Consider the following 20,061-nt stretch of genomic DNA (forward strand, 5'->3'; position numbering starts at 1 on the left):
GTCCTCCGGGTTTAGGCTGAGAAATCGACAAAATGAAAATCGATCGCGTATCTGATATTCCAGATCATCATCCGATAGGTTATATAAATGCTGTAATACAAGCGCCTTGAACATCAGTACCTTATCAAAGGGTCTTCTTCCAGCATTACTCTTTCTTGGAAGTGTGGGGATTTTATTCAAAGTACTCCGGAAGTCCTCCCAGTCAATCAACTTACGAAGAGCAACCAGTGGATCACGTTCATTTAGCTTGCGATGGCGGTCATCAAGACCGAAAAAACTCGGCTGCATTTGACAATAACCTTTACTATTGAGCGTTTAGACCATTTTACCGAAAATCAGTGAATTTTTAGAAGTGCCCACAATCCTATATTCTCAATTTAAATATTTAATTAGGATTTATTTCTTCATTTTCATACAACTATACACTGCTCGTTTGCTGACAATTTTCACCTAAATTCCGAAAATAAATTTTCAACCTGCAAAAAAGCTACAGCCTGATTAATTCCATGATGCTTCTGATTCGTAATCAAGGTGTGGCTTCGCAGGAATATAGACCATTCAAGAAGTCACTACGCGGCCTGTGAGTTACTCTGAAAGTTCCGTTAGACGGAACTCAAGGCTATAGCTGCTGTATTGCAGTCCTTTGGGAGGGCTAGCTAAGAGTATTGCAAGCAATTTATAGTGTAATTAAATTACACAAAGGACCAGAAAAAATTATTACTGGCTACTTGGGGCGTCAAGTGAGCCAAGTAGAAAATTTGTTAACTTCACCTATTGTACTGAGTAATTACATGGGTGGCTACAATTGTCGAATGTAGACGACATCTTCGCACAGGGGCCTTGTAAGTCAATCTTGTAAAAAATGAGCATCGCTTTCGCGACGCTCATTATACAAAGCTAAATTTTTCGCTTAAGTTATCATGACCACCAACTATATATATCAACCAGTTAGGAGGCATTTGGCTCCCACCAACTGACTTCTTCTTACATCTCTCTCTTGGTAAGTTTACAAGTAAGGTGGCTACCCGCATCGCTGGTTTTCAGACTTTGCTTTAAACCTGTAGTATAAAAAGGCCAACCTGGCTCGCCATTTTGACCAAGGAATGTTTCAAGATAACTAGAGTTGGAATCCTGCTCGCCCGAACTCAGCCGATAAGGAATCTGATTTTCGTTATCAGCCAAGGGGCTCTCGTACATTTTCAATGGGCGCATCATGTCGTAGTCTTCATGGGACAGCAAATGGCAATGCCATACATATTCTCCGTTGGTACAATCGATTCCCGTACAATCAAAATTTGCTTTGATACGAGTGACATAACCGGGAAGCGTGATCACTGTATCTTTTCGACCAGCCTCATTGGGCTGGGGTAGAATCTTCTGCCCTGTGAGCTTGAACTCTTTCGGATCAATTCTCGCACCAATAATCAATTCACCGAATGGATCAGAGGGATTCACCTGTGGCTTCATGATCAACTCACCGTAAAATGCCTGCTGACGGTTTAGTATACTGAACTCTACGAGATGTACATGAATCGGATGTGCGGCACGGGTGGGATTATGAAACTCCCAAATCTCTGTTGCCCCCACCTCAACAATCTCTGTTGGCTTATCCTGAAAAAACAGGCTGCCAATATTAAAGGTACCCAACATAAGTAAGCTGCGACCGTCGCTGAGTGTGTCACCTTCATTGTCCGATACTCTAAATAAAGATAGTCTCCGGCGCTTGTCGACTAACTCAGGCAGAGTTGGCAAGTTGCGTAGATGTGTATCAGTGGATAGGTTCAGATCTCCGATACAGTTAGGCTCACAGTCTTTTTCAAAATAGTCGTCTCGCTGATCAAGATTATGCCCTACATCGAACCGCATAATCTCTCTAGCAACTTTTGTGGGTGGAGCTTTTTTACCGATATCCTGAAACAAGAACCAATTTTCATTCTTTTTATAGACCAGCAGCTTGGCCTGATCATTCGGTGTTGGAAGCTTGGGGTTAAAATATCCCCTAAAAACCTCATCGGCGCCCTCATTGCGCAGGAAGACGTGTCTGCCATTATAAGGTGAGAAATCTACTAAAATGTCATACCGCTCAGCGGGGGACATTACCAGTTGCTTAACCTTGGTGGGACGATTCAATAACCCCCCATCGGACCCAATCACATAGAATTCGACCGGAGCTTTAGACTCAGTCTCAAACTTAAACACATAGGATCGTGTATCCGATGCGTTGAGTAATCGAAGTCGGTATACTCTCGGGCTCACCATGTGCCGTGGCCATACCTTCCCATTTACCAAGATGATATTTCCAAAGAACTCATCGAGAATCGTTGGGTTGGGCCATTCCGGCCGTATTTCAACGTTGGCAAATGGAGACAAGGGTTCACCATGAACCCCTGGGTAGTAGAGTTGCCCATTGGTGCTGAACAGTTTGTCCTGCACCATAATTGGGATGGTACGTTTATCTTTGGGAAGCCTTCCTTTGGCAATCAAATCTTGTTCGTTGTCATCTGTAATCAGATAGAAACCGGCAGTACCCGCATAATTGTTGAGCCGAGTAAGCCCCACTGTGTGATCGTGATACCACAGTGTCGTGGCATCCTGAGTATTCGAGTAATTGTAGCGGAAGTTATCAAGGTTAAATTCTTTTCCCGTAAAAGCAAAATTCTTTGTATACCAAGCCTCAGGATGACCATCACTGCGAGGTTCCGTATGCCCACCATGCAGATGGATCACGATGGGGCGAGCCTTAGGATCCTTCCGCACTACATATGGCACATGTATTGATATATCTACAGGAAATAAGTGAGGTCCCTGGAGTTTATTATCGAAGGCCACAGAAATGGGGTAACCCTCTTTCGCCAGGAATGTGGGGCCAGGGGAATGTACCTCACTTTCTCCTTCTAACCTAAAGCCATAGACCGTTGCCTTGGGGAATACCCGATTGGACCCATCACAGTACTTTAGCCCCAAATCGGCTTGAGTCTTTTCAACAGTAAGGTTAACTCTGTTGAAAGGCGGTACAACGTCACGCACATTAACTGTGGCTGGAATTGGTAGATCATTCTTAAACTTGCAAACCTTGTGGGGTTTTACAAGCTTGGTTCGATGATGCGTAACGCCTTCACTCGTATCACTGTCACTCGCATCTACATTCATAGACCCAAGACTACTGAATAAGAGCGAACAGGCTCCAGCAGCCACCATCAACATACGTATATTAGCTCGTCTCATGGATTGCCTCTCGATATCCATACTCTGTGTATAATGCGAGCGCCAACACTAATGTCTTGCACCCTCGCCTTTCCGTATTCCCCCTTCGGTTTTTTAAATGCCGGTATGACCTGACGAAGCAACTTCGTCTATTTTCAGACCTGGCGAACCCACGATGCGAGTTGATGCTCGTCATGGATCTATGGTTTATGAATAACACTAGCAGCAGAATTTCAGAACCTATATTTTTACCTACAGGAAAAGAAAAACTTGTCAATTCACTATAAATTAACTCACCCCATACTATTTATTAAAAAAAGGCGCTTCATTAACCCAAGCACATGCCATCATTGCTAATCTCTAGCATTAAAAAAAGTATTGTAACTCTAAGGAAGCCTAAAATTCCTCTTGTCAGCATAAAGATCAATGAGAGCACAATACATCAGCAAGTCCCCCATGATCTCACGCCCAATATCATGCCGGACGCCAAAACCCACACTAGTGGAAGTACCTTACAGGCATACTCAACCGAAGAAATATAGGGTGACATCTACGCAACAAATAAGAAGGATAAAAGAACAAACTTTATATTAAGCTCAAAAAAGACATCTACCAATACCTCACTTATAAAAGTTTACTTTACCTACATGCTGTAATTTTAAATCTAACTCCTACTCAAGCTTCTCCAATCCCTGCTTTCAAATTTATCTATATATTATCTCTTATGTGTACTTCAGCACTAAATTATGAAATTCTTGAAATAGATATTAAGTGGCGTTGTATTTCTATACACACTCTAAGAGATGAATGAATTCGGTTCAGCACAGAATCAATTCGATGACACTGCGTGAAAACCTCCCTTATGCACTGAATTCATGATTTCAACTTAAATATAATAACTAGCACCACCACTCATTAACCGAACTAACTGCTAGGTAGAACGATGAGCGACCTGAAAAGCTGCATTGAAAGGCTGGCCATTCTCGATTTATTGGCGTGGTTTACGCTTGTCTCGGACAATCATGATGCAAATAGCTGGGCATAGTTATTCACGCCAGACAGCCGCTTCGAAAATGGAGATTTAGTCTTTCAGGGTTTTGCCACTCTCCCATAAGCCGCATAGAAATCACTAAGCATATGGCAACTTGGATACCTCTATACTCTAACCCTAACTCAATCTCATACAATATAATACATCACCGAAACACAACTCAAACACTTAACTTCCGGCTTATATATAAGGTAACGACCCCTTCCTTTTAACATGCAACCCCTAATTAAATACTCATCATTATAAAATCTATCGACATACTAAAAAGGGGGGAAGGAAAGAATACACTGAGCTCGTTGTCGTATGGGGCATGGATGCCCTTTACGAGCTTACAGGGATGTATTAACAGCGCGTCTCAAGTGCAGTGCATTCTTCCCTTCAGCCCCAGTAGCACCTTGCTAAAGCACTGCTCTCATCTCGCTTTTAACCTACAAAAAACAAACTAAAAAATTATTATTTATTCTAAATTAGTATTTAATAAAAATGGAATAGTTTGTAATTTCCATGTAGCGTACATCCGGAACTCCGGAATGTAATCTGCAGATATACACGCACATTTTTAGATTTTAAGAGGATTTTTCTGTGAATATTAAACCTTTAAATTTAAAACCAACCTCGATTGCTTTCTTAGTTTCCAGTGTCGGTTTGGTGTTTTCATCACACTCCTTCGCGGTATCATGTGGTGATACTATTAACACTCCTACTTTGTTGTTAGAAGAACTTAACTGCCCGCTAACTGTTGCCGATCCTTACGCTTTAACCGTCGTTGGACCAATCGGAAGTTTACGAATGCTCGGCAACGGAAAAATACTATGCGACAACGCTTCCGGCGATGGCATAGGAGGGGTACTTATGACGGGCATTACTGCAAGCGTAATAGGCGGTGAAATTGATACATGTCCATCCGGAATAATTCTAGAAGGCTCTGGATTCCACAGTATTTTAAATATTGAAATACTTAACTTTACGGAGAATGGACTTGAAGTTGACAGCAATTATAATTTAATCGCCGGAAATACAATAATTGGACTTGGAATGGCAGGCACTGGAGATGGAGTAGTACTAACAGGCACATATAACACTATAAATAACAACCATATTGAAGCCGCTGATGATGATGATGATGATGATGGCATTAGTGTTACTTCTACAGCGGAATTTACCACGATCACACTCAATGAATTAGAGAATAATGGTGATGAAGGCATTTTTTTTGAAGCAGATAATACAGTCATTACTTACAACTTTTCCAACTTCAATCTTGATAATGGAATTAGAGGCACATCAGATTCCAATACAATTGCCAGAAATATCGTGACAAATAATCAAGGCGGAGGTGTACGACTTGGGCAAACTGCATCTGGCAACTTACTGAACAACAATCAGATCCATGACAATATTGAAAGTGGTATTCGCTTAGCTGGTGACACCACCAACAATACAATTAAAAATAATCAACTTAGTGGCAATACCGACTCAGGAATTAATGTCACAGGGGGTGGAAGCTTTGATAACATTATCAAAGACAATACAGCAATGGACAATACCCCTTATGACTTAGTAGATGTAAATGAAGATGCGCTCTGTACCAATCAAGCGAACACTTGGATCGACAACAATGCGGGAACAGCTGACCCAATGTGCTTAATAATGCCATAGTCTATTCGGGCTCACCCAGATTTTTATATTGACACACCAATCAGGGCGGGCCATTTTATACCAAGATATATTATTGATGACTTCTACTTCAGTTTTCGCATCTATTGTTGAAATATTCATCAGATTAGCACTTACCAATAGACCGCTGTAAAAATATTTTTATGTATGCTGCCGATACATTTATGGATTCTTATTTCCTTGAAAAGGAAGTTATTATGGATAACAAAGCCCCTACTTCAATTATTTACTCTACTGTATTTGGTATCCTAGTTGTAGGATTATCTGCTCACTCATTCGCTGTTGATTGTTACGACATCATTAGATCACCCACTATTCTCACAGAGAACCTCCAATGTGAATTATCTGATACCAATCCCTATGCCCTCACTATTGCAGGGCCAGACGGCAGCTTAAGGATGTTCGGCGATGGTGGAATTACCTGTACCGGCGATGTCGATATCGGGAGATTTGGCATTTTCGTCGATGGCATTTCCCGCTATGTCATTGGGGGAACTATCAGCAATTGTCCAGGCGGTATTTTAGTAGGAGGGCTGGGATTTCATTCTATTCTTAATACCGAAATAAACGACTACCTAATTGATGACGCCATAAAAATCAACAGTGACTACAACCTTATACAAAGAAATAGCATCACCGGAAATGGAACGGACGGGGATGATGGAATTGACTCAAATGGCAATGGTAATACCATTATCCAAAATACCATTATTGATTCTGGCGATGAAGGTATTTTAGTGGAGGGTAATTCAGTCACTGTTACGTTGAATTATATTCAAGGCAGCAACCAAGCCGGCATTGATTTTGAAGGCTTAAATGGAACTATCACCTACAATACCTTACTGGAAAACACTCTTTCTGGCATTGAAGTTGACACAAGTGGCGCTTATGTTGTTCAAAACATCTCCAATGAGAATATTGGTGCCGGTATAGAAATTGAAGGCTTCAATAATATTGTCAGACAAAATGTGGCAAATAACAATAACACCGTTGGGATATTGATCAGCGACCAACTACCTGAAAGCTCCGATAATACCATTAGGGAAAATATAGCCTTAGATAATACCACTGACCTGGAAGGTCCTTTCGCAGATGTTTTCTGCGACAACCTGGTGAACGACTGGGGAGATAATATCGCGGACACCTCCAACCCCGATTGCCTTCGATTGCTTCCCTGAATTCTAATAATATTTCTCAGGCTAAAGGTTTAAAAGCACCACCAAAGAAAACCAGCTGTCTCTTTGGTGGTGGCTGGATTTCAAGCCCTACGGCAATTAAATGTGTAAAAAATATCCAGCTGTTGCTTTACCAGGTAAGTTGGCACCTTATGCTGGCCACAAGTTTCATTTGGAGTTTGCCTAGCGCCCCATACTCATTTAATTGAGTGCCCGCAAGGGAACATCATCTCTCCGTCCAATGGATGCTCCCAGTATCCTTACCAGAAATTCAGTCAACACGCCGGCAGTAAAACCCCAAATCTCATAGTTTTCATACTCGTAGGCGGGTAGATAAATGGCACAGTTATCAATAGTAATGCGGTCAGTTCGGATGCGCGGGTCTGCCAAGAAGAAAGACAGCGGAACACGGAAAACCGCATCCAATTCGCCGGGGTTTGGAAAAAGTTCAATATCCGGGGAGATCACCCCCACCCAGGGAGTGACAGGCACCTGCCAGCGAGTGGTACGCGGCCACAAGGGGCCAAGCATACGCACCGCATCCATGGGTAGGGCAACTTCCTCTTCGGCCTCGCGCAAGGCGGTATATTGCAGGGACGGGTCAGTGGTGTCCCAACGTCCTCCGGGTAGGGAAACTTCACCGGAGTGGGTGGACAGGTTGGTGGAGCGTTTGGTTAAAATAACTTGAGGGTCTGGCTCTTCAGTCAGAGCAATTAACACGGCGGCATGGCCAGCCAGATCGGGCCCAGCTGGAATTCCAGCCTCAAGTTCCTCTATCTGTTGGGAAATATTTTCTTCAATAGTCGATAGCATAAGCCTAAGTCCTGTCCCCGCTTGGACTGGGGACTCCCTAACCTTCATCATACTGATTTACAGCGAAAACACCGAGCTATATGCCACATTATCCGTTGGTGACTATTGGCTCAGCCACCACTAATTTTCTGCCGAGGTGTTTTGTTCGCCTTGGGGGGTATAGCCCCCTTTCAATTTCTCCCTCACTGTCTGCACCAGGGCGTAATAGACAGGTACCAGCAATGTGGCAAACAAGCTCGCAGCCAGCATGCCGCCGAATACCACGAGGCCGAGGGAGACTCGACTGACCGCGCCCGCTCCGGTAGCCACCAATAGCGGTATCACTCCGAGGATAAATGACATAGCTGTCATCAGCACCGCGCGAAACCGCAGGCGGGTCGCGGAAAGTGCAGCTTCGGCAATCGACTTACCCTTATCCCGTTCTACACAGGCAAATTCCACAATCAAAATTGCACTCTTTGCCGCCATCCCGATCAACAATACCAGACCAATTTGGGTGTAGAGGTTATTAATGGACCCCGCCAGCCAGACCACCAGCATGGCGCCGCAAATCGCAACGGGTACGCACAGCAGTACCGCCACGGGTATAGTCCAACTCTCATACTGGGCCACCAGGAACAGGTACACAAATACGATGGCCAAACTGAACAAGATGGGAGCCAGATTGCCTGAAGTAATCTCCTGGAGGCTGATGCCAGTCCATTCATAGCCGTACCCCTCTGGCAGGCTTTCCGCGAGTTCCTCCATGGCATCCATCGCCTGGCCGCTGGAGAAACCAGGGGACGGGGCGCCGTTGATAGTAATGCTGTTGTACAGGTTATATCGGGTGATGGTTTGTGGCGCCACAACCGGGGTAATGGTCGCAACCGAAGTCACCGGTACCAGTCCACCACTTTTAGCGCGAACATAGAAACCGGCAAGATTTTCCTCTTCATCACGAAATTGTGCATCCGCCTGGGCAATCACACGAAACACTTTTCCGTACAAGTTAAAGTCATTGATGTAATAACCACCTAGGAAAGTCTGCAGGGTCGAATAGACTTCTGGTAGGGGCACACCGAGTACGTGGGCCTTTTCCTTATCCAATTTTAATTCCAGCTGAGGGGTGCTGGCCTGGAAGCTGGTAAATGCCTGGGCTATTTCCGGACGTTGGTTAGCATTGCCGAGCAGATCGAATAGTACCTGCGTCAACTCCAAAATACTGCGCCCCTGTAAATCCTCCAAAACAAACTCAAAACCACCCACCGTACCTATACCCGGCAATGGTGGAATAGCGAAGGGCATAATCTGCGCATTGGGAATTTCTGCCAGTTTTTTTTGCAGGCGCTCCATAATGGCAAATTGGTGATCCTCTTCGTTGGTACGATCATCCCACGGTTTGAGTACAGCAAACATCATAGCGGTATTGGAGGAGGCGCTGCTGGTAAGCAGGTTATAACCCGGCACTCCCACCACGTGGGCCATACCCGGCTCCTCCAACAAAATATCAGTCACCTGATCTACTACCGGGCCAGTTCTCTCCAGCGAGGAGCCATCTGGCAGCTGCACATGCAACATAAAAGTGCCCTGGTCTTCATCGGGAATAAAACCGGTAGGAATACTCGTAAACAACCAATAGGTGAGGAAGATAAGCCCGAAAATCGAAGCGATACCAATCAATGGAATTTTTACACAAGCTTTGACCATACCCGCATAAAAATTAGTGGAACGATGAAGGAGTTTATTAAAGAAACCAAAAATACCGGTCTCCTTGATGCCCGCGACCTCTCCATCTTTTCCCGGTTTAAGAATACTCGCACAAAGTGCCGGGCTTAGGGTCAGCGCATTCAGAGAGGAGATGGCCACGGCCATGGAAATGGTAATGGCAAATTGCTGATACATTTTCCCGGTGATGCCCGGCATCAGCATCACCGGCACAAACACTGCAAACAGCACTAAAGTGGTAGCAATCACCGGACCCGTCACCTCGCGCATGGATTCCAAAGCGGCTTCTTTGGGGGGCATCCCATCGCCCATTAAACGCTGGGTGTTTTCGACCACAATAATTGCATCATCCACCACAATACCAATTGCAAGGATGAGTGCAAATAGGGTGATGGTATTAATGGTCATACCAAATGCCAGCATTAAGGCAAAGGTACCAATCAACGATACTGGAATGGCAATGGCTGGAATCAGGGTGGAACGCCAGTCTTGTAAAAAAAGAAATACCACAAGGATGACCAAAATCAGAGCCACAAATAGTGTCTCCACGACTTCTTTGATCGAGGCTTCCACAAATAAGGTGGTGTCATAGAGTACTTCTGCGGTGAGGCCCTCGGGAAAGCGTTGGGATAACTCCGCCACTTTGTTTTTAATGCCCTCGGCCACATCCAGAGCATTGGCATCGGGCAACTGATAAACACCGATGACTGCTGAGGCCTCATTATCCAACTGGCCATAGGATGCGTACGACTGACTGCCCAGCTCCACCCGCGCCACATCTTTGATCTTGACCATAGCGCCATCAGGCTTGGCCCGAATCGTAATATCCTCAAACTCCTGTGGGCTAACCAAACGTCCCTGTACCAGGATGTTGTATTGGAACTGCTGGTCTTTGCGAATCGGTGGCGAGCCAATCTGGCCGGCCGCCACCTGCACATTCTGTGCCTGTACCGCGCTAATTACATCCTGAGCTGTAACATCCAGAGCTGCCATGCGGTTTGGGTCCAACCAAAGGCGCATGGCGTAATTGCGCGAACCAAAAATAACAACACTACTTACACCCAGTACGCGTGCCAATTCATCTTTTAAATAAATTTCCGCATAGTTGGCCAGAAAGAGCTCATCAAATTTTTGGTCGGGAGAAAATAGGTTCACTACCAAGAGCAAGGTCGTACTCTTTTTGGAAACCACCACCCCGTCTCGCTTTACATCTTCGGGTAACTGCGGCATAGCCTGCTCTACCCGGTTTTGCACATTTACCTGGGCGATATCATCGTCGTACCCGGATTTAAAAGTGACGGTCAGGCTATAGGAGCCGTCATTACCGCTGGTGGAGGACATATAATCCATGCCCTCGACTCCATTGACCTGGGATTCGATTGGCACGGCAACGCTGTCGCGCATCACTTCAGCGCTAGCGCCTGCATAGTTAGTAGTGACATTGATTGTCGCAGGGGTAATTTCTGGGAACTGCGCCACTGGCAATAGCGGTAATGAAAGAATTCCCGCCAGGGAAATTAGTATTGAGATAACAAAGGCGAAGCGCGGCCGCCGTATACAAAAGGCACTGATCATAAAACCGCTAAATGCCTCCCACCCTGCAGAGGCTATTTATAATCATCGACATCACCCTTGGGCTCAGGCGGCGATTCGCCCTGATCCGCTTCCTTGGGTTGAGAGAAACCCTGCATGTGCGCCGGCGAGCCACCACCGCGAGCGGGTTCAGCCGGTTGCGCCTCGGCATCATAGGGGTTACGTGGCGTGTTCTGTGGTGTTACCGGCTTCCCTGCCTGAACCCGCTGCAAACCGTTAACGATGATTGACTCACCGGCAGCCAGCCCGCGGTTCACCGCCCAGAGTTCCCCTTCTCTCTGCCCAAGTGTGACATAGCGCTTGTCTGCGATATTATTTTTTCCCAGCACAAATACGTAGCGGCCCTGCATATCTTCCTGTACCGCCGATTGGGGTACCAGTGGCTTTAACGCCTCGCTACCAGTAAATACCCGTATGGAAACCCGCGCAAACTGCCCCTGTACCAGTAATTGCCCTGGATTTGGAAACAGTGCGCGCACTGCGACAGATCCTGTGTTGGGATCTATCTGGTTATCTATAAAAACTATGTCACCCCGATAGGGATAAAAGTTGCCATCCGGCAGCTCAATGCGCACATCCAGCCGGGTAGGCGGCAAGCCCTCTCGGCGGCGGCGCTCTGCATCCACTTGCACAGCGTAAAGCTGATCTTCCGGCACTTCAAAAAGGACATAAATCGGGTCCATCTTGACAATGGTTGTCAATGGATCAGAGTCCGGCCCCACTAGGGAACCCTCGGTAAATTCAGTGCGACCAATACGTCCGGTAAGTGGTGCATAGATCTTGGTGTAGGAGAGGTCCAGCCTGGCACTTTGTACCTTGGCACGATCTGCATCTACCTGGGATTTGGTTTCCTCATAGGTCCCCATTAATTCATCCATCTGCACCTGGCTAATGGCACCGGTAGCCACCAGGGTGCGGCCGCGACGGAAATTGCGTTCAGCAACACGTAGAGATGCCTCAGTGCGCTCCAGGTTTGCGCTCTGGTTATCCAATTCGGCAATAAATGGACGCGGATCAATTTCGAAAAGCAACTGGCCTTTTTCGACGGTTTCCCCTTCCCTGAAGTTACGGCTCTGAATATAACCCTGTACGCGGGGACGCACTTTATACTCATCAGTGGCTTCAACTCGACCGACAAACTCAAAGCGGGGAATGACGGGCTGCTCACGCACTACCAGTACCTCTACCGGAGGCGGCGGTGGCGCCTTTGGCTGATCGTCTTTACCGCCACAGGCAGACAAGACAGACAGCACAAGCCCAATAAATAAAAAACGCGCCATGGCAGAGCAGACACCGCCTTAAGTACATCAACGTCTAATAACAACTATAGGCGTCAAAAGTCGGGGAGCTGGCGCTCAAATCTTGCATAGGTATACTGACGCCATGAAATTTTGCAGCCAATGCGGTAGTAATGCCGTCACGTTTTCCATTCCCAAGGGCGACGACCGCCCGCGCCACTTATGCAGCAATTGTGGCGCCATTCACTACATCAACCCTCGCGTCATTGTCGGTGTACTGCCCTACCTGAATGACCGGGTCATGCTGTGCAAACGCGCCATAGAACCACGCCAGGGCCTTTGGACCCTACCCGCAGGTTTTATGGAGAATGGCGAAAGCAGTGAAGAAGGTGCTCTACGGGAGTCATGGGAAGAGGCACGCGCCAGCATTCGTGTTGACGGACTCTATTCGGTGTACGACATCCCCTATATTAACCAAGTCTACCTAATGTATCGCGGTGAGCTGACAGATACTAATTTTGCGCCAGGGCCCGAATCCTTGGAGGTAGAATTGTTTCGTGAAGAGGATGTTCCCTGGCCGGAAATCGCTTTCCCAATCATGCACAAAACACTCAAACATTATTTTGAGGACAGCAAACAGGGCCGGTACCAACTACACCGCGGCGTGATTTCACGAAAACTCAAACTGTAATTAGTGGATTCGCATCGGACAAAAGTACGGTGCACTCCTCTTCGTGACTGGTCGAGGCATGGATGCCAATAGCGAACTTACAGGGAGGTGTGCACAGCGTATCCCGAGAGAGGAAGTGTTTTCCTCTCCGCCCACTGGGCAATAAAAGGATGTTCAAATGAAATACGCTTATATGCTCGGAATCCTACTATTGGTAGGGGTTGGCTTGCCCATGATCCTGCCGGGACCAGGAGGCGAGCCAATAATTTCCCCAAAGAGCTGGCTGCCAGATCAGCAGGCCTTGGAAAATGCCCGCCAACAGGGACAACGCGCCCTGCAAACCTTCAACGCCACGTCACAAAAGTCCGCTGAGCAGTTCGAAAATCTCATCAAATCCAATAGGCTACTGCCAGAAAAACAGGGAATAGAGCCCACTACTGAGGTGTTTACCTGGCAAGACGGCGAGGGAAACTGGCATTTCTCAGATTCTGTACCTGAAGGGCTACATACCTCTGTGCGTATCCACCGGGTAAAACCCTTAAATACAGTACCCGCTACCCAGGTCTCCAAGAGTGGGGAGGCACAGCAGCCCCCGGCAACGCAACGGCAAGATAAGAGCGGGGCTGACAAGCGGATTTCCCAACTCCTGAAAGAGGTGGAAGCACTTCAAGAAAAAAGCCGAACTCGCCAACATGTCCTGGATAACCTCTAAGCACGCACACCTTGTGTACTCACTGGGCTACAGCGCTCATCTAGCCGCCATAAATCAAACGCGGGCTCTTCATAGGGGTGGGCCCCGAACATGGCTTCCAGCACAACATCCACACACTCATCCGCGCACACCATTTCTACGCGATATTCCGCTACCTGCTCCACCTGCCCGGACTCTCCAATAAACGGCTGGCTGCCCGGCAGCGGTCGGAACTGGCCGGTACCCAATACCTGCCAGCAACAGCTGTCGTAATCGCCGATGCGCCCGGCACCAGCGCTGAACATCGCCTGTTTCACCTCTTCGAGATGGGACTCGGGAATATAGACGCAAAACTTGTACATGGTGGTGATTCACTATGGAGAGGTCGATAAATAAAAGAGGCCGCGAAGGCCCCTTTCGGTGTGTACTGAATACCGATATCAATTCGCAAACATCAAAACAACAAAGTCATCAGTTTACGTTGGTACTGAGTGGCAATGGGGTCGCCGGTGCCAAGGCTTTTTACAATATCAAGAAACGTCTGCTTAGCGGCGCCATCAGCGAAATTCATATCCTTACGCAGGATATCCAGCAATAATTCCAGGGCCTCCTGATGACGATTGGCTTGGCTGTACTGCACTGCCAGTTTGTATGCGGAATCATAGTCCAGGGGGTTCTGCTCCAGGGATTTCTGTAGGGCTTGGATTTCCGGAGTATCCGCCGCCTGCTGCTTCAACTCCAGTTGTGCCATCAACCGCTGGTACTCGGCATCCTGATCGGCCAACAGGATTTGGCCAAGTACGGTTTCCGCCTCCTGCGCACGATTTTGGGCGAGTAGTACCGCCGCCAGCTGCTTGGCAATATCTGCACGCTCGGAAGATTCTAAGTAGGCTTGGCGCAAAAGCGGCAGAGCTTCGTCCACCTTGCTTTCCCCAATCAGCGCCTGGGCCTGCTGCAGCTTGATATCCCAGGGTTTGGGCAGATATTTATCGAGCATTTCACGGATCTGACTCTCCGTCTGCACTCCGGCAAATCCATCCACTGGCTGCCCCTCTTTAAGCAGCATTACCGTCGGCAGACTGCGTACACCCAACTGGCCCGCAATCATCTGCTCGGTATCCGCATTAACCTTGGCTAGCAGGAACTGACCGTCATATTCGTTGGCCAGCTTTTCCAATACCGGTATCAGTTGCTTACAGGGCTCACTCCAATCTGCCCAAAAATCCACCACCACCGGGCGGCTCATGGAGCCCTCGATTAATACCTGCTGGGCGTTCTCTGCCGTTACATCGACAATAAATTCGTTCACAAACTCTCCTGAGTCACGTCTTGGTAATTTGCTGATTTTTCTAGCGATACAGCGTATCCACGCCGTAGGCCAGTTCAAGGGATTGCCGCTCAATCTTACGCAGGCCCTTTACCACCAGCCCGTAGGAGCGATCCGCCATTCTCTCGATTTCATAATCCGGCACTGTGCCATCCAGTAACACCGTATTCCAGTGTTTCTTGTTCATATGGTATCCCGGTAATACGCCTGAGAAGATATCCCTTAGTGCCTGAGCCTCATCCGGATCACATTTCAAGTTGGAGGCATTCACGCCCTTGTAGCGGCTTAAAGTGGCGAACATACGCCCCTTGATTTTAAATACGGCCACATCCGGTCCAAAGGGGAAGTCCTCAATGGCCTCTGGCCGCGACAAAAGATAATCCCTCATAGCCGCTCTCAGCATATTTCGCCCCTACCAGTCCAGAGAAGAAGGCAGGCGTGGTGAAGACAGCAGCTTGGCAAAACGCTGCCAGCGTTCGTCAGCATTGTTTGTACCTTGCTCCACATAATCAGCAATCAGCTTCTTGCCCCAATTGTAATTGATGACATATGCACCATAGGCATCTACAAAATCCTTGCGCTGTCTAGCTTTAGCGGGGCTCATCAGAGTGTATTTCTCAAACAATGCGGGCACCTGATCGCCATCAATCTCACCATCGATATATTGGCGCGCAATTTCATTACCGGCAAAGCTCAACTTGTCCACCAGCGCCATAACACGATCGTATTTCTCAGCCTTGGACGGGTCCAGTCCCGCAAGCGGATAGAGTGCCTCTCTCTCGAAACGGGTCTTTTCCTCTCCAGGAAACGCCAAGTCAATACCGTAATTGGCGCTACCCTCGGCAATCAGGGACTGTGGACTGAACAGGGGGTAGACACTGTACTCAACCCAACCGCGCTCTTTCACCAGAGACTGCTCCAAAAGCACATTGTAGGTATGATGGCCGGGATATCCCTCGTGGCAGCCCAGATCGATAGCCCGATCAATAGTAATCGGCAGGCCCCGGTTCACCTGGATCAGACTATGGGAGCCGCCCTGGTACCAGTTGTAACCGCTCCAGGGCTTGTCACTGACATACTCCAGCACAAAGCTTTCATTATCCGGCAGTGGAATATATTGCTTAGTGCGCTGACGGCAGGCCTCAATGGCCGCATCAAAGACAGCCTGGAGCTTATCCACAGGGATCTCGAATTCCATGCGAAATCCCTGCACACGCTCACTCAAAGGCTCTTTCCCCGGCAGTAGCTCTGCCAGCTCCAGAAGAAGCGGTTCGAAGCTGGCAAAGTCCTGCTTGGGAGGCTCGGTGTCATAAAGTGAGCGGGCCTCCTTGGCAAAGCTGCGCTGACTTTCACCTGCGAGTCTTTGCGCGTGGACTACCAGGGCACCCAGTTGGGTTCTCAAATAGTGGAGGCGAAGGGCATCGAGAGAACCGTCCGCAGCCGCCCCTGCCGGTAGCTGCCCCAATAGCCTTTTACCCCGCTGCGCTATTTGTGCAGGACTTGCACTGCTCTGCCCTGCCTGCTCGCGCCATTCAGCCGGCCCGTAATAGGCATCCACATAGCTCTTATCGTGGTTACCCAGCTCCAATACCAAAGAAACATACTCCCTGGCCACACCATCCATTGGCATTTTGTCTTTCTCCGCTTTAACAGCCTGAGCTTGTTTTGCCTCAACAACTTTTGACGGTGCCTCCATCATAGCCTTACCTGCGCTTTTTCCTTCACAGGCGCCAAATAGGAGCGGTACAGCCAGCGCAGTTAGCAGGCAAACCACTTTATTCGCTCGTATCATTATTGTTTCTCGCTCGATCCATTCCATTCAGATAGTGATTTTGTGATGAATTAATGCCGGGGGAGTATGGGCCCCATCGGAATAGCGGGGCCCAACTGGCTGAGAGCCTAAACGCACTTAACCCTGTTTACTCGAAGGTTCGCTGACAACCCCCTCTTCTGTTGGGTGCTCCCCAGTCTCTGTTTCTAGAGGCTCGCCTTCAAACTCTTCAGACACTGGCGCATTGCGTAACACAATGAAGCCAGCGATACCGGCGATTACCGAAGCCAGCAGGATACCAGCCTTGGCCTGGATTAGCAGATCACTCTGGGTGCTAAATGCCAGCTCAGCAATAAAGATCGACATGGTAAAACCGATACCGCCGAGCAGCGCCACCCCAACAATATGCTGGAAATTGGCCGCCTTGGGCAGCTTGCCCCAGCCCAATTTCCAGCCGATCCATGTCGCGCCCACAATACCAATCAGTTTTCCGAAAACCAGGCCGCCAATAACCCCAAGAGTTACCGGATTAAACACCGCTGTGGAGCTGGTAAAGCTGTCAAACGGAATCCCGGCATTAGCCAGGGCGAAGATTGGGATCACCAGGAAACCCACCGGGATATGTAGGCGGGTTTCCATACGCTGCAAGGGAGACTGCGCCAGGTTTACACCATTACCCAGGGCCATGACTCGTGCACGCAGGGCATCGTTGGCAATAATTTTATCCCCAGGGCGGAAGCATCGGTCAAAGCTGCGAATAATATCTTTTACGAAAGTACTAAACGCCACTGGGTCATACTTGGGCTTGGCGGGTAATGCCATGGCGGTAATCACGCCGGCAATGGTCGCGTGAACACCGGCTAGGTAAAGTTCATACCAGAGCAAAACGCCGACAAAAACATAGGCCGGGGACCTACGCACACCAGCGGCCTTTAACAACCACATAATGACTACCAGGCAACCCGAAGCAATCAAAGCTGTCAGGTTCACCTGTTCGGTATACCAGATCGCTATTACCAAGATGGCACCGAGGTCATCCACTATGGCCAGGGCCACCAGGAAAGTCACCACCGCACGGGGCACCCGGTTACCCAGCAAAGCAATACAACCCACGGCAAAAGCAATATCTGTGGCCATTGGGATACCCCAGCCACGCTCTGCCTCACCGCCAGCATTAAAGGCGCCATAAATCAGGGCCGGAACCACCATACCACCAATAGCTGCCATCACAGGCAATACCGCTTGGCGCAAATCGGACAGCTCCCCAACCATAAATTCGCGCTTTAATTCCAAGCCAACCAGGAAAAAGAAGATCGCCATCAGGCCATCATTGATCCAGTGATGCAGGGATAGGGAAAATTCCCAATCTCCAGCACTTAGGCTGATTGGCATATGCAGCAGGTGCTTGTATGCATCTTCCAGGGGGGAATTAGCAATAATCAGAGCCGCCAATGCAGATAGCATCAACAAAATACCACTGCTGCTTTGTCGATGGATAAACTCTTCGAAAGGTGTCACCAGGCGCCCAAAGGCCCCTTCTAGAGGCGCTTCAAATACCTTTCCTTTGCGAATCTTGAACTTATCCAAAACGCTTTTTGCCATCGACTGACATCCTCCTACCTAAAGATTAGCCCTACAAAATGTGGGGCCACACTTCTACCTATGGGAGCCAGAGGTTAGCATGACCACTGTATTCTTAACCATATTGACAGGATTGCATTGCAAAATATGACCCGGTTAGACCAACTGTTAGTAAAGAGAAAACTCGCAAATTCCCGCACACATGCCAAAAAGCTGGTCGAAGCCGGCAGGGTCATGCTGTCTGAGGGGGGCCCCATGGAGCCAGCCCGCAAAGCCGGACAATCCGTCAGTGATGCTTGCGCCCTTGAAGTTACGCTACTCCCAGAAGACCAATACGTCTCCCGCGCCGGTTTGAAGCTGGCCGCAATCCTCGATCACACTGGCCTGACCCCAGAGGGTTGGCACGCCTTGGACATCGGCTGCTCTACCGGTGGTTTTAGTGACTGCTTACTACAGAGGGGCGCAGCCTCGGTAGTAGGAGTGGATGTTGGGCGAGATCAGCTGGCGCAAAAACTACTCGACGATGCACGTATGCATCTGTTCGAGGGCATTAACGCGCGCCACCTGGAGGCTTCCCAACTCGCCCCCTATGCGGACAATGGCTTTGATGCCATCGTAATGGACGTCTCTTTTATTTCCCAGGCTCTAATATTGCCGCAATTACCTGCCCTACTAAAATTCAACGGTCAATTGTTAACCCTGGTTAAACCGCAATTTGAGGTTGGCCCAGAGGGTATTGGTAAAGGCGGCTTGGTGCGAAATGCTAAACTCTTTCCACAGGTTCGTGAGCGAATCACCAGTTTATGTAATGAGTTGGGTCTTGAAGTAAAAGAATATATAGATAGTCCAATTAAGGGTGGCGACGGCAACCAGGAATTTTTGCTATGGGCTAGCCCAAAGGTTGATAACAATTAGTACAAAGCGGGGCTAATTATATTCTAACCATTTGCTATGGAGCGGCACTGCCTTACAGTGCCGGGACGAACCTAACTGGACTCACTTAGATCCTCTGCAAGCTCAATATCAGGCCTTGCATTAATAATTCTAAAACCCTTTCCGAACCAATATTTTTGATAACTGAGCCTATGAAGGTCAGTGGAATCAGATGAGAAATTTATTTTTCATACTTGGGGAGGGTAGATATTCTGGATATATAGATAAGTACCAACAGACTCAGGCTTTCTCACTTTCAAGATAGCCTGAAGCTCTGTAGATACCCGAACATAGATTTAGATATTCATTCCAGCTATACGCCACAGCTCAACTCTAACGCCACTTAAAAGAATTATTATCTAGTCGGCCCTGAAAAAAAACCAATCACTTGCCTCCAGCACGGTGTAATGAGGGTTTACGGGGCGATTCGGACTAAATCCACCTTCCAAAACGTAAGTAAAATATCCGCATTATTAGCCGGAACGGATTTGAGATCATAAAAATAGGTGAAAACGATTTTTTAGGGCACAAAAAAACGCCTCCAGCGCCCTGATCATCCATTTTCTCAAATTCCAGGCACACGCAGCCATGAGGAGATTTATCGCATCACCCACTGTGCCTTTGAGGAAGTTT

15 protein-coding genes are annotated in these 20,061 nt (G+C 48.0%); 5 read left to right on the plus strand and 10 right to left on the minus strand.

Translation table 11 applies throughout. The features are described from left to right. Together ACCI49_RS19855 and ACCI49_RS19860 are read right to left on the minus strand one after the other, a co-directional pair. On the minus strand, positions 1 to 288 hold a 288-nt coding region (locus tag ACCI49_RS19855; protein ID WP_371840934.1), incomplete at its 3' end, for a transposase. 696 nt (positions 289 to 984) lie between these two features. Further along, positions 985 to 3,225: a multicopper oxidase family protein gene (locus ACCI49_RS19860; RefSeq protein ID WP_371840936.1), complete on the minus strand. Its 2,241-nt coding sequence runs from the start codon at positions 3,223 to 3,225 to the stop codon at positions 985 to 987. A gap of 1,612 nt (positions 3,226 to 4,837) precedes the next feature. Between ACCI49_RS19860 and ACCI49_RS19865 the strand changes: the two genes are divergently transcribed. Next, positions 4,838 to 5,914: a right-handed parallel beta-helix repeat-containing protein gene (locus ACCI49_RS19865; protein ID WP_371840937.1), complete on the plus strand. Its 1,077-nt coding sequence runs from the start codon at positions 4,838 to 4,840 to the stop codon at positions 5,912 to 5,914. A 215-nt stretch (positions 5,915 to 6,129) separates the two neighbouring features. Continuing rightward, complete coding sequence (locus ACCI49_RS19870; protein ID WP_371840938.1) at positions 6,130 to 7,110, plus strand: right-handed parallel beta-helix repeat-containing protein; 981 nt, start codon at positions 6,130 to 6,132, stop codon at positions 7,108 to 7,110. A gap of 198 nt (positions 7,111 to 7,308) precedes the next feature. Here the strand turns inward: ACCI49_RS19870 and ACCI49_RS19875 are convergent, their stop codons facing one another. The 3 genes from ACCI49_RS19875 to ACCI49_RS19885 form a co-directional block, all read right to left on the minus strand. Then, on the minus strand, positions 7,309 to 7,920 hold the full coding sequence (locus ACCI49_RS19875; RefSeq protein WP_371840939.1) for an NUDIX hydrolase: 612 nt from the start codon (positions 7,918 to 7,920) through the stop codon (positions 7,309 to 7,311). Positions 7,921 to 8,040: 120 nt separating this feature from the next. After that, complete coding sequence (locus tag ACCI49_RS19880) at positions 8,041 to 11,199, minus strand: efflux RND transporter permease subunit (protein ID WP_371840940.1); 3,159 nt, start codon at positions 11,197 to 11,199, stop codon at positions 8,041 to 8,043. A 32-nt stretch (positions 11,200 to 11,231) separates the two neighbouring features. Beyond that, positions 11,232 to 12,497 (minus strand): efflux RND transporter periplasmic adaptor subunit, encoded by a 1,266-nt coding sequence (locus ACCI49_RS19885; RefSeq protein WP_371840941.1) that lies wholly within the window; start codon positions 12,495 to 12,497, stop codon positions 11,232 to 11,234. Positions 12,498 to 12,600: 103 nt separating this feature from the next. Between ACCI49_RS19885 and ACCI49_RS19890 the strand changes: the two genes are divergently transcribed. Beyond that, positions 12,601 to 13,146 (plus strand): NUDIX hydrolase, encoded by a 546-nt coding sequence (locus tag ACCI49_RS19890; RefSeq protein ID WP_371840942.1) that lies wholly within the window; start codon positions 12,601 to 12,603, stop codon positions 13,144 to 13,146. 157 nt (positions 13,147 to 13,303) lie between these two features. Further along, the gene (locus tag ACCI49_RS19895) at positions 13,304 to 13,837 is read left to right on the plus strand and encodes a hypothetical protein (RefSeq protein WP_371840943.1); all 534 of its coding nucleotides are present in this window, start codon (positions 13,304 to 13,306) and stop codon (positions 13,835 to 13,837) included. Here ACCI49_RS19895 and ACCI49_RS19900 read toward each other — a convergent pair. The 5 genes from ACCI49_RS19900 to nhaA form a co-directional block, all read right to left on the minus strand. Continuing rightward, complete coding sequence (locus tag ACCI49_RS19900; protein WP_371840944.1) at positions 13,834 to 14,178, minus strand: YqfO family protein; 345 nt, start codon at positions 14,176 to 14,178, stop codon at positions 13,834 to 13,836. The genes ACCI49_RS19895 and ACCI49_RS19900 overlap by 4 nt on opposite strands. A 92-nt stretch (positions 14,179 to 14,270) precedes the next feature. Next, positions 14,271 to 15,125, minus strand: a complete 855-nt coding sequence (locus ACCI49_RS19905) for a tetratricopeptide repeat protein (RefSeq protein WP_371840945.1) — start codon at positions 15,123 to 15,125, stop codon at positions 14,271 to 14,273. Positions 15,126 to 15,165: 40 nt separating this feature from the next. Then, positions 15,166 to 15,546, minus strand: coding sequence for an MmcQ/YjbR family DNA-binding protein (locus ACCI49_RS19910; protein WP_371840946.1), 381 nt, complete (start codon positions 15,544 to 15,546; stop codon positions 15,166 to 15,168). 9 nt (positions 15,547 to 15,555) lie between these two features. Next, positions 15,556 to 16,935, minus strand: a complete 1,380-nt coding sequence (locus tag ACCI49_RS19915; RefSeq protein WP_371840947.1) for a hypothetical protein — start codon at positions 16,933 to 16,935, stop codon at positions 15,556 to 15,558. A 117-nt stretch (positions 16,936 to 17,052) separates the two neighbouring features. Next, a complete protein-coding gene (nhaA, locus tag ACCI49_RS19920; protein WP_371840948.1) occupies positions 17,053 to 18,516 on the minus strand; it encodes a Na+/H+ antiporter NhaA in 1,464 nt (487 codons plus the stop codon). A gap of 126 nt (positions 18,517 to 18,642) precedes the next feature. On the opposite strand from nhaA, the gene ACCI49_RS19925 reads away from it, so the two are divergent. Next, positions 18,643 to 19,410, plus strand: a complete 768-nt coding sequence (locus ACCI49_RS19925; RefSeq protein WP_371840949.1) for a TlyA family RNA methyltransferase — start codon at positions 18,643 to 18,645, stop codon at positions 19,408 to 19,410. Positions 19,411 to 20,061 lie beyond the last annotated feature (651 nt).

This window comes from Microbulbifer epialgicus (assembly GCF_041447265.1).
Taxonomy (GTDB): Bacteria; Pseudomonadota; Gammaproteobacteria; order Pseudomonadales; family Cellvibrionaceae; genus Microbulbifer; species Microbulbifer epialgicus.

Bases quoted from the DNA above. Each gene is read 5' to 3' on its own strand.
- ACCI49_RS19860 (WP_371840936.1), bottom strand. From the start codon at position 3,225: ATGAGACGAGCTAATATACGTATGTTGATGGTGGCTGCTGGAGCCTGT.
- ACCI49_RS19870 (WP_371840938.1), top strand. From the start codon at position 6,130: ATGGATAACAAAGCCCCTACTTCAATTATTTACTCTACTGTATTTGGT.
- ACCI49_RS19875 (WP_371840939.1), bottom strand. From the start codon at position 7,920: ATGCTATCGACTATTGAAGAAAATATTTCCCAACAGATAGAGGAACTT.
- ACCI49_RS19880 (WP_371840940.1), bottom strand. From the start codon at position 11,199: ATGATCAGTGCCTTTTGTATACGGCGGCCGCGCTTCGCCTTTGTTATC.
- ACCI49_RS19885 (WP_371840941.1), bottom strand. From the start codon at position 12,497: ATGGCGCGTTTTTTATTTATTGGGCTTGTGCTGTCTGTCTTGTCTGCC.
- ACCI49_RS19890 (WP_371840942.1), top strand. From the start codon at position 12,601: ATGAAATTTTGCAGCCAATGCGGTAGTAATGCCGTCACGTTTTCCATT.
- ACCI49_RS19895 (WP_371840943.1), top strand. From the start codon at position 13,304: ATGAAATACGCTTATATGCTCGGAATCCTACTATTGGTAGGGGTTGGC.
- ACCI49_RS19900 (WP_371840944.1), bottom strand. From the start codon at position 14,178: ATGTACAAGTTTTGCGTCTATATTCCCGAGTCCCATCTCGAAGAGGTG.
- ACCI49_RS19910 (WP_371840946.1), bottom strand. From the start codon at position 15,546: ATGCTGAGAGCGGCTATGAGGGATTATCTTTTGTCGCGGCCAGAGGCC.
- ACCI49_RS19915 (WP_371840947.1), bottom strand. From the start codon at position 16,935: ATGATACGAGCGAATAAAGTGGTTTGCCTGCTAACTGCGCTGGCTGTA.
- nhaA (WP_371840948.1), bottom strand. From the start codon at position 18,516: ATGGCAAAAAGCGTTTTGGATAAGTTCAAGATTCGCAAAGGAAAGGTA.
- ACCI49_RS19925 (WP_371840949.1), top strand. From the start codon at position 18,643: ATGACCCGGTTAGACCAACTGTTAGTAAAGAGAAAACTCGCAAATTCC.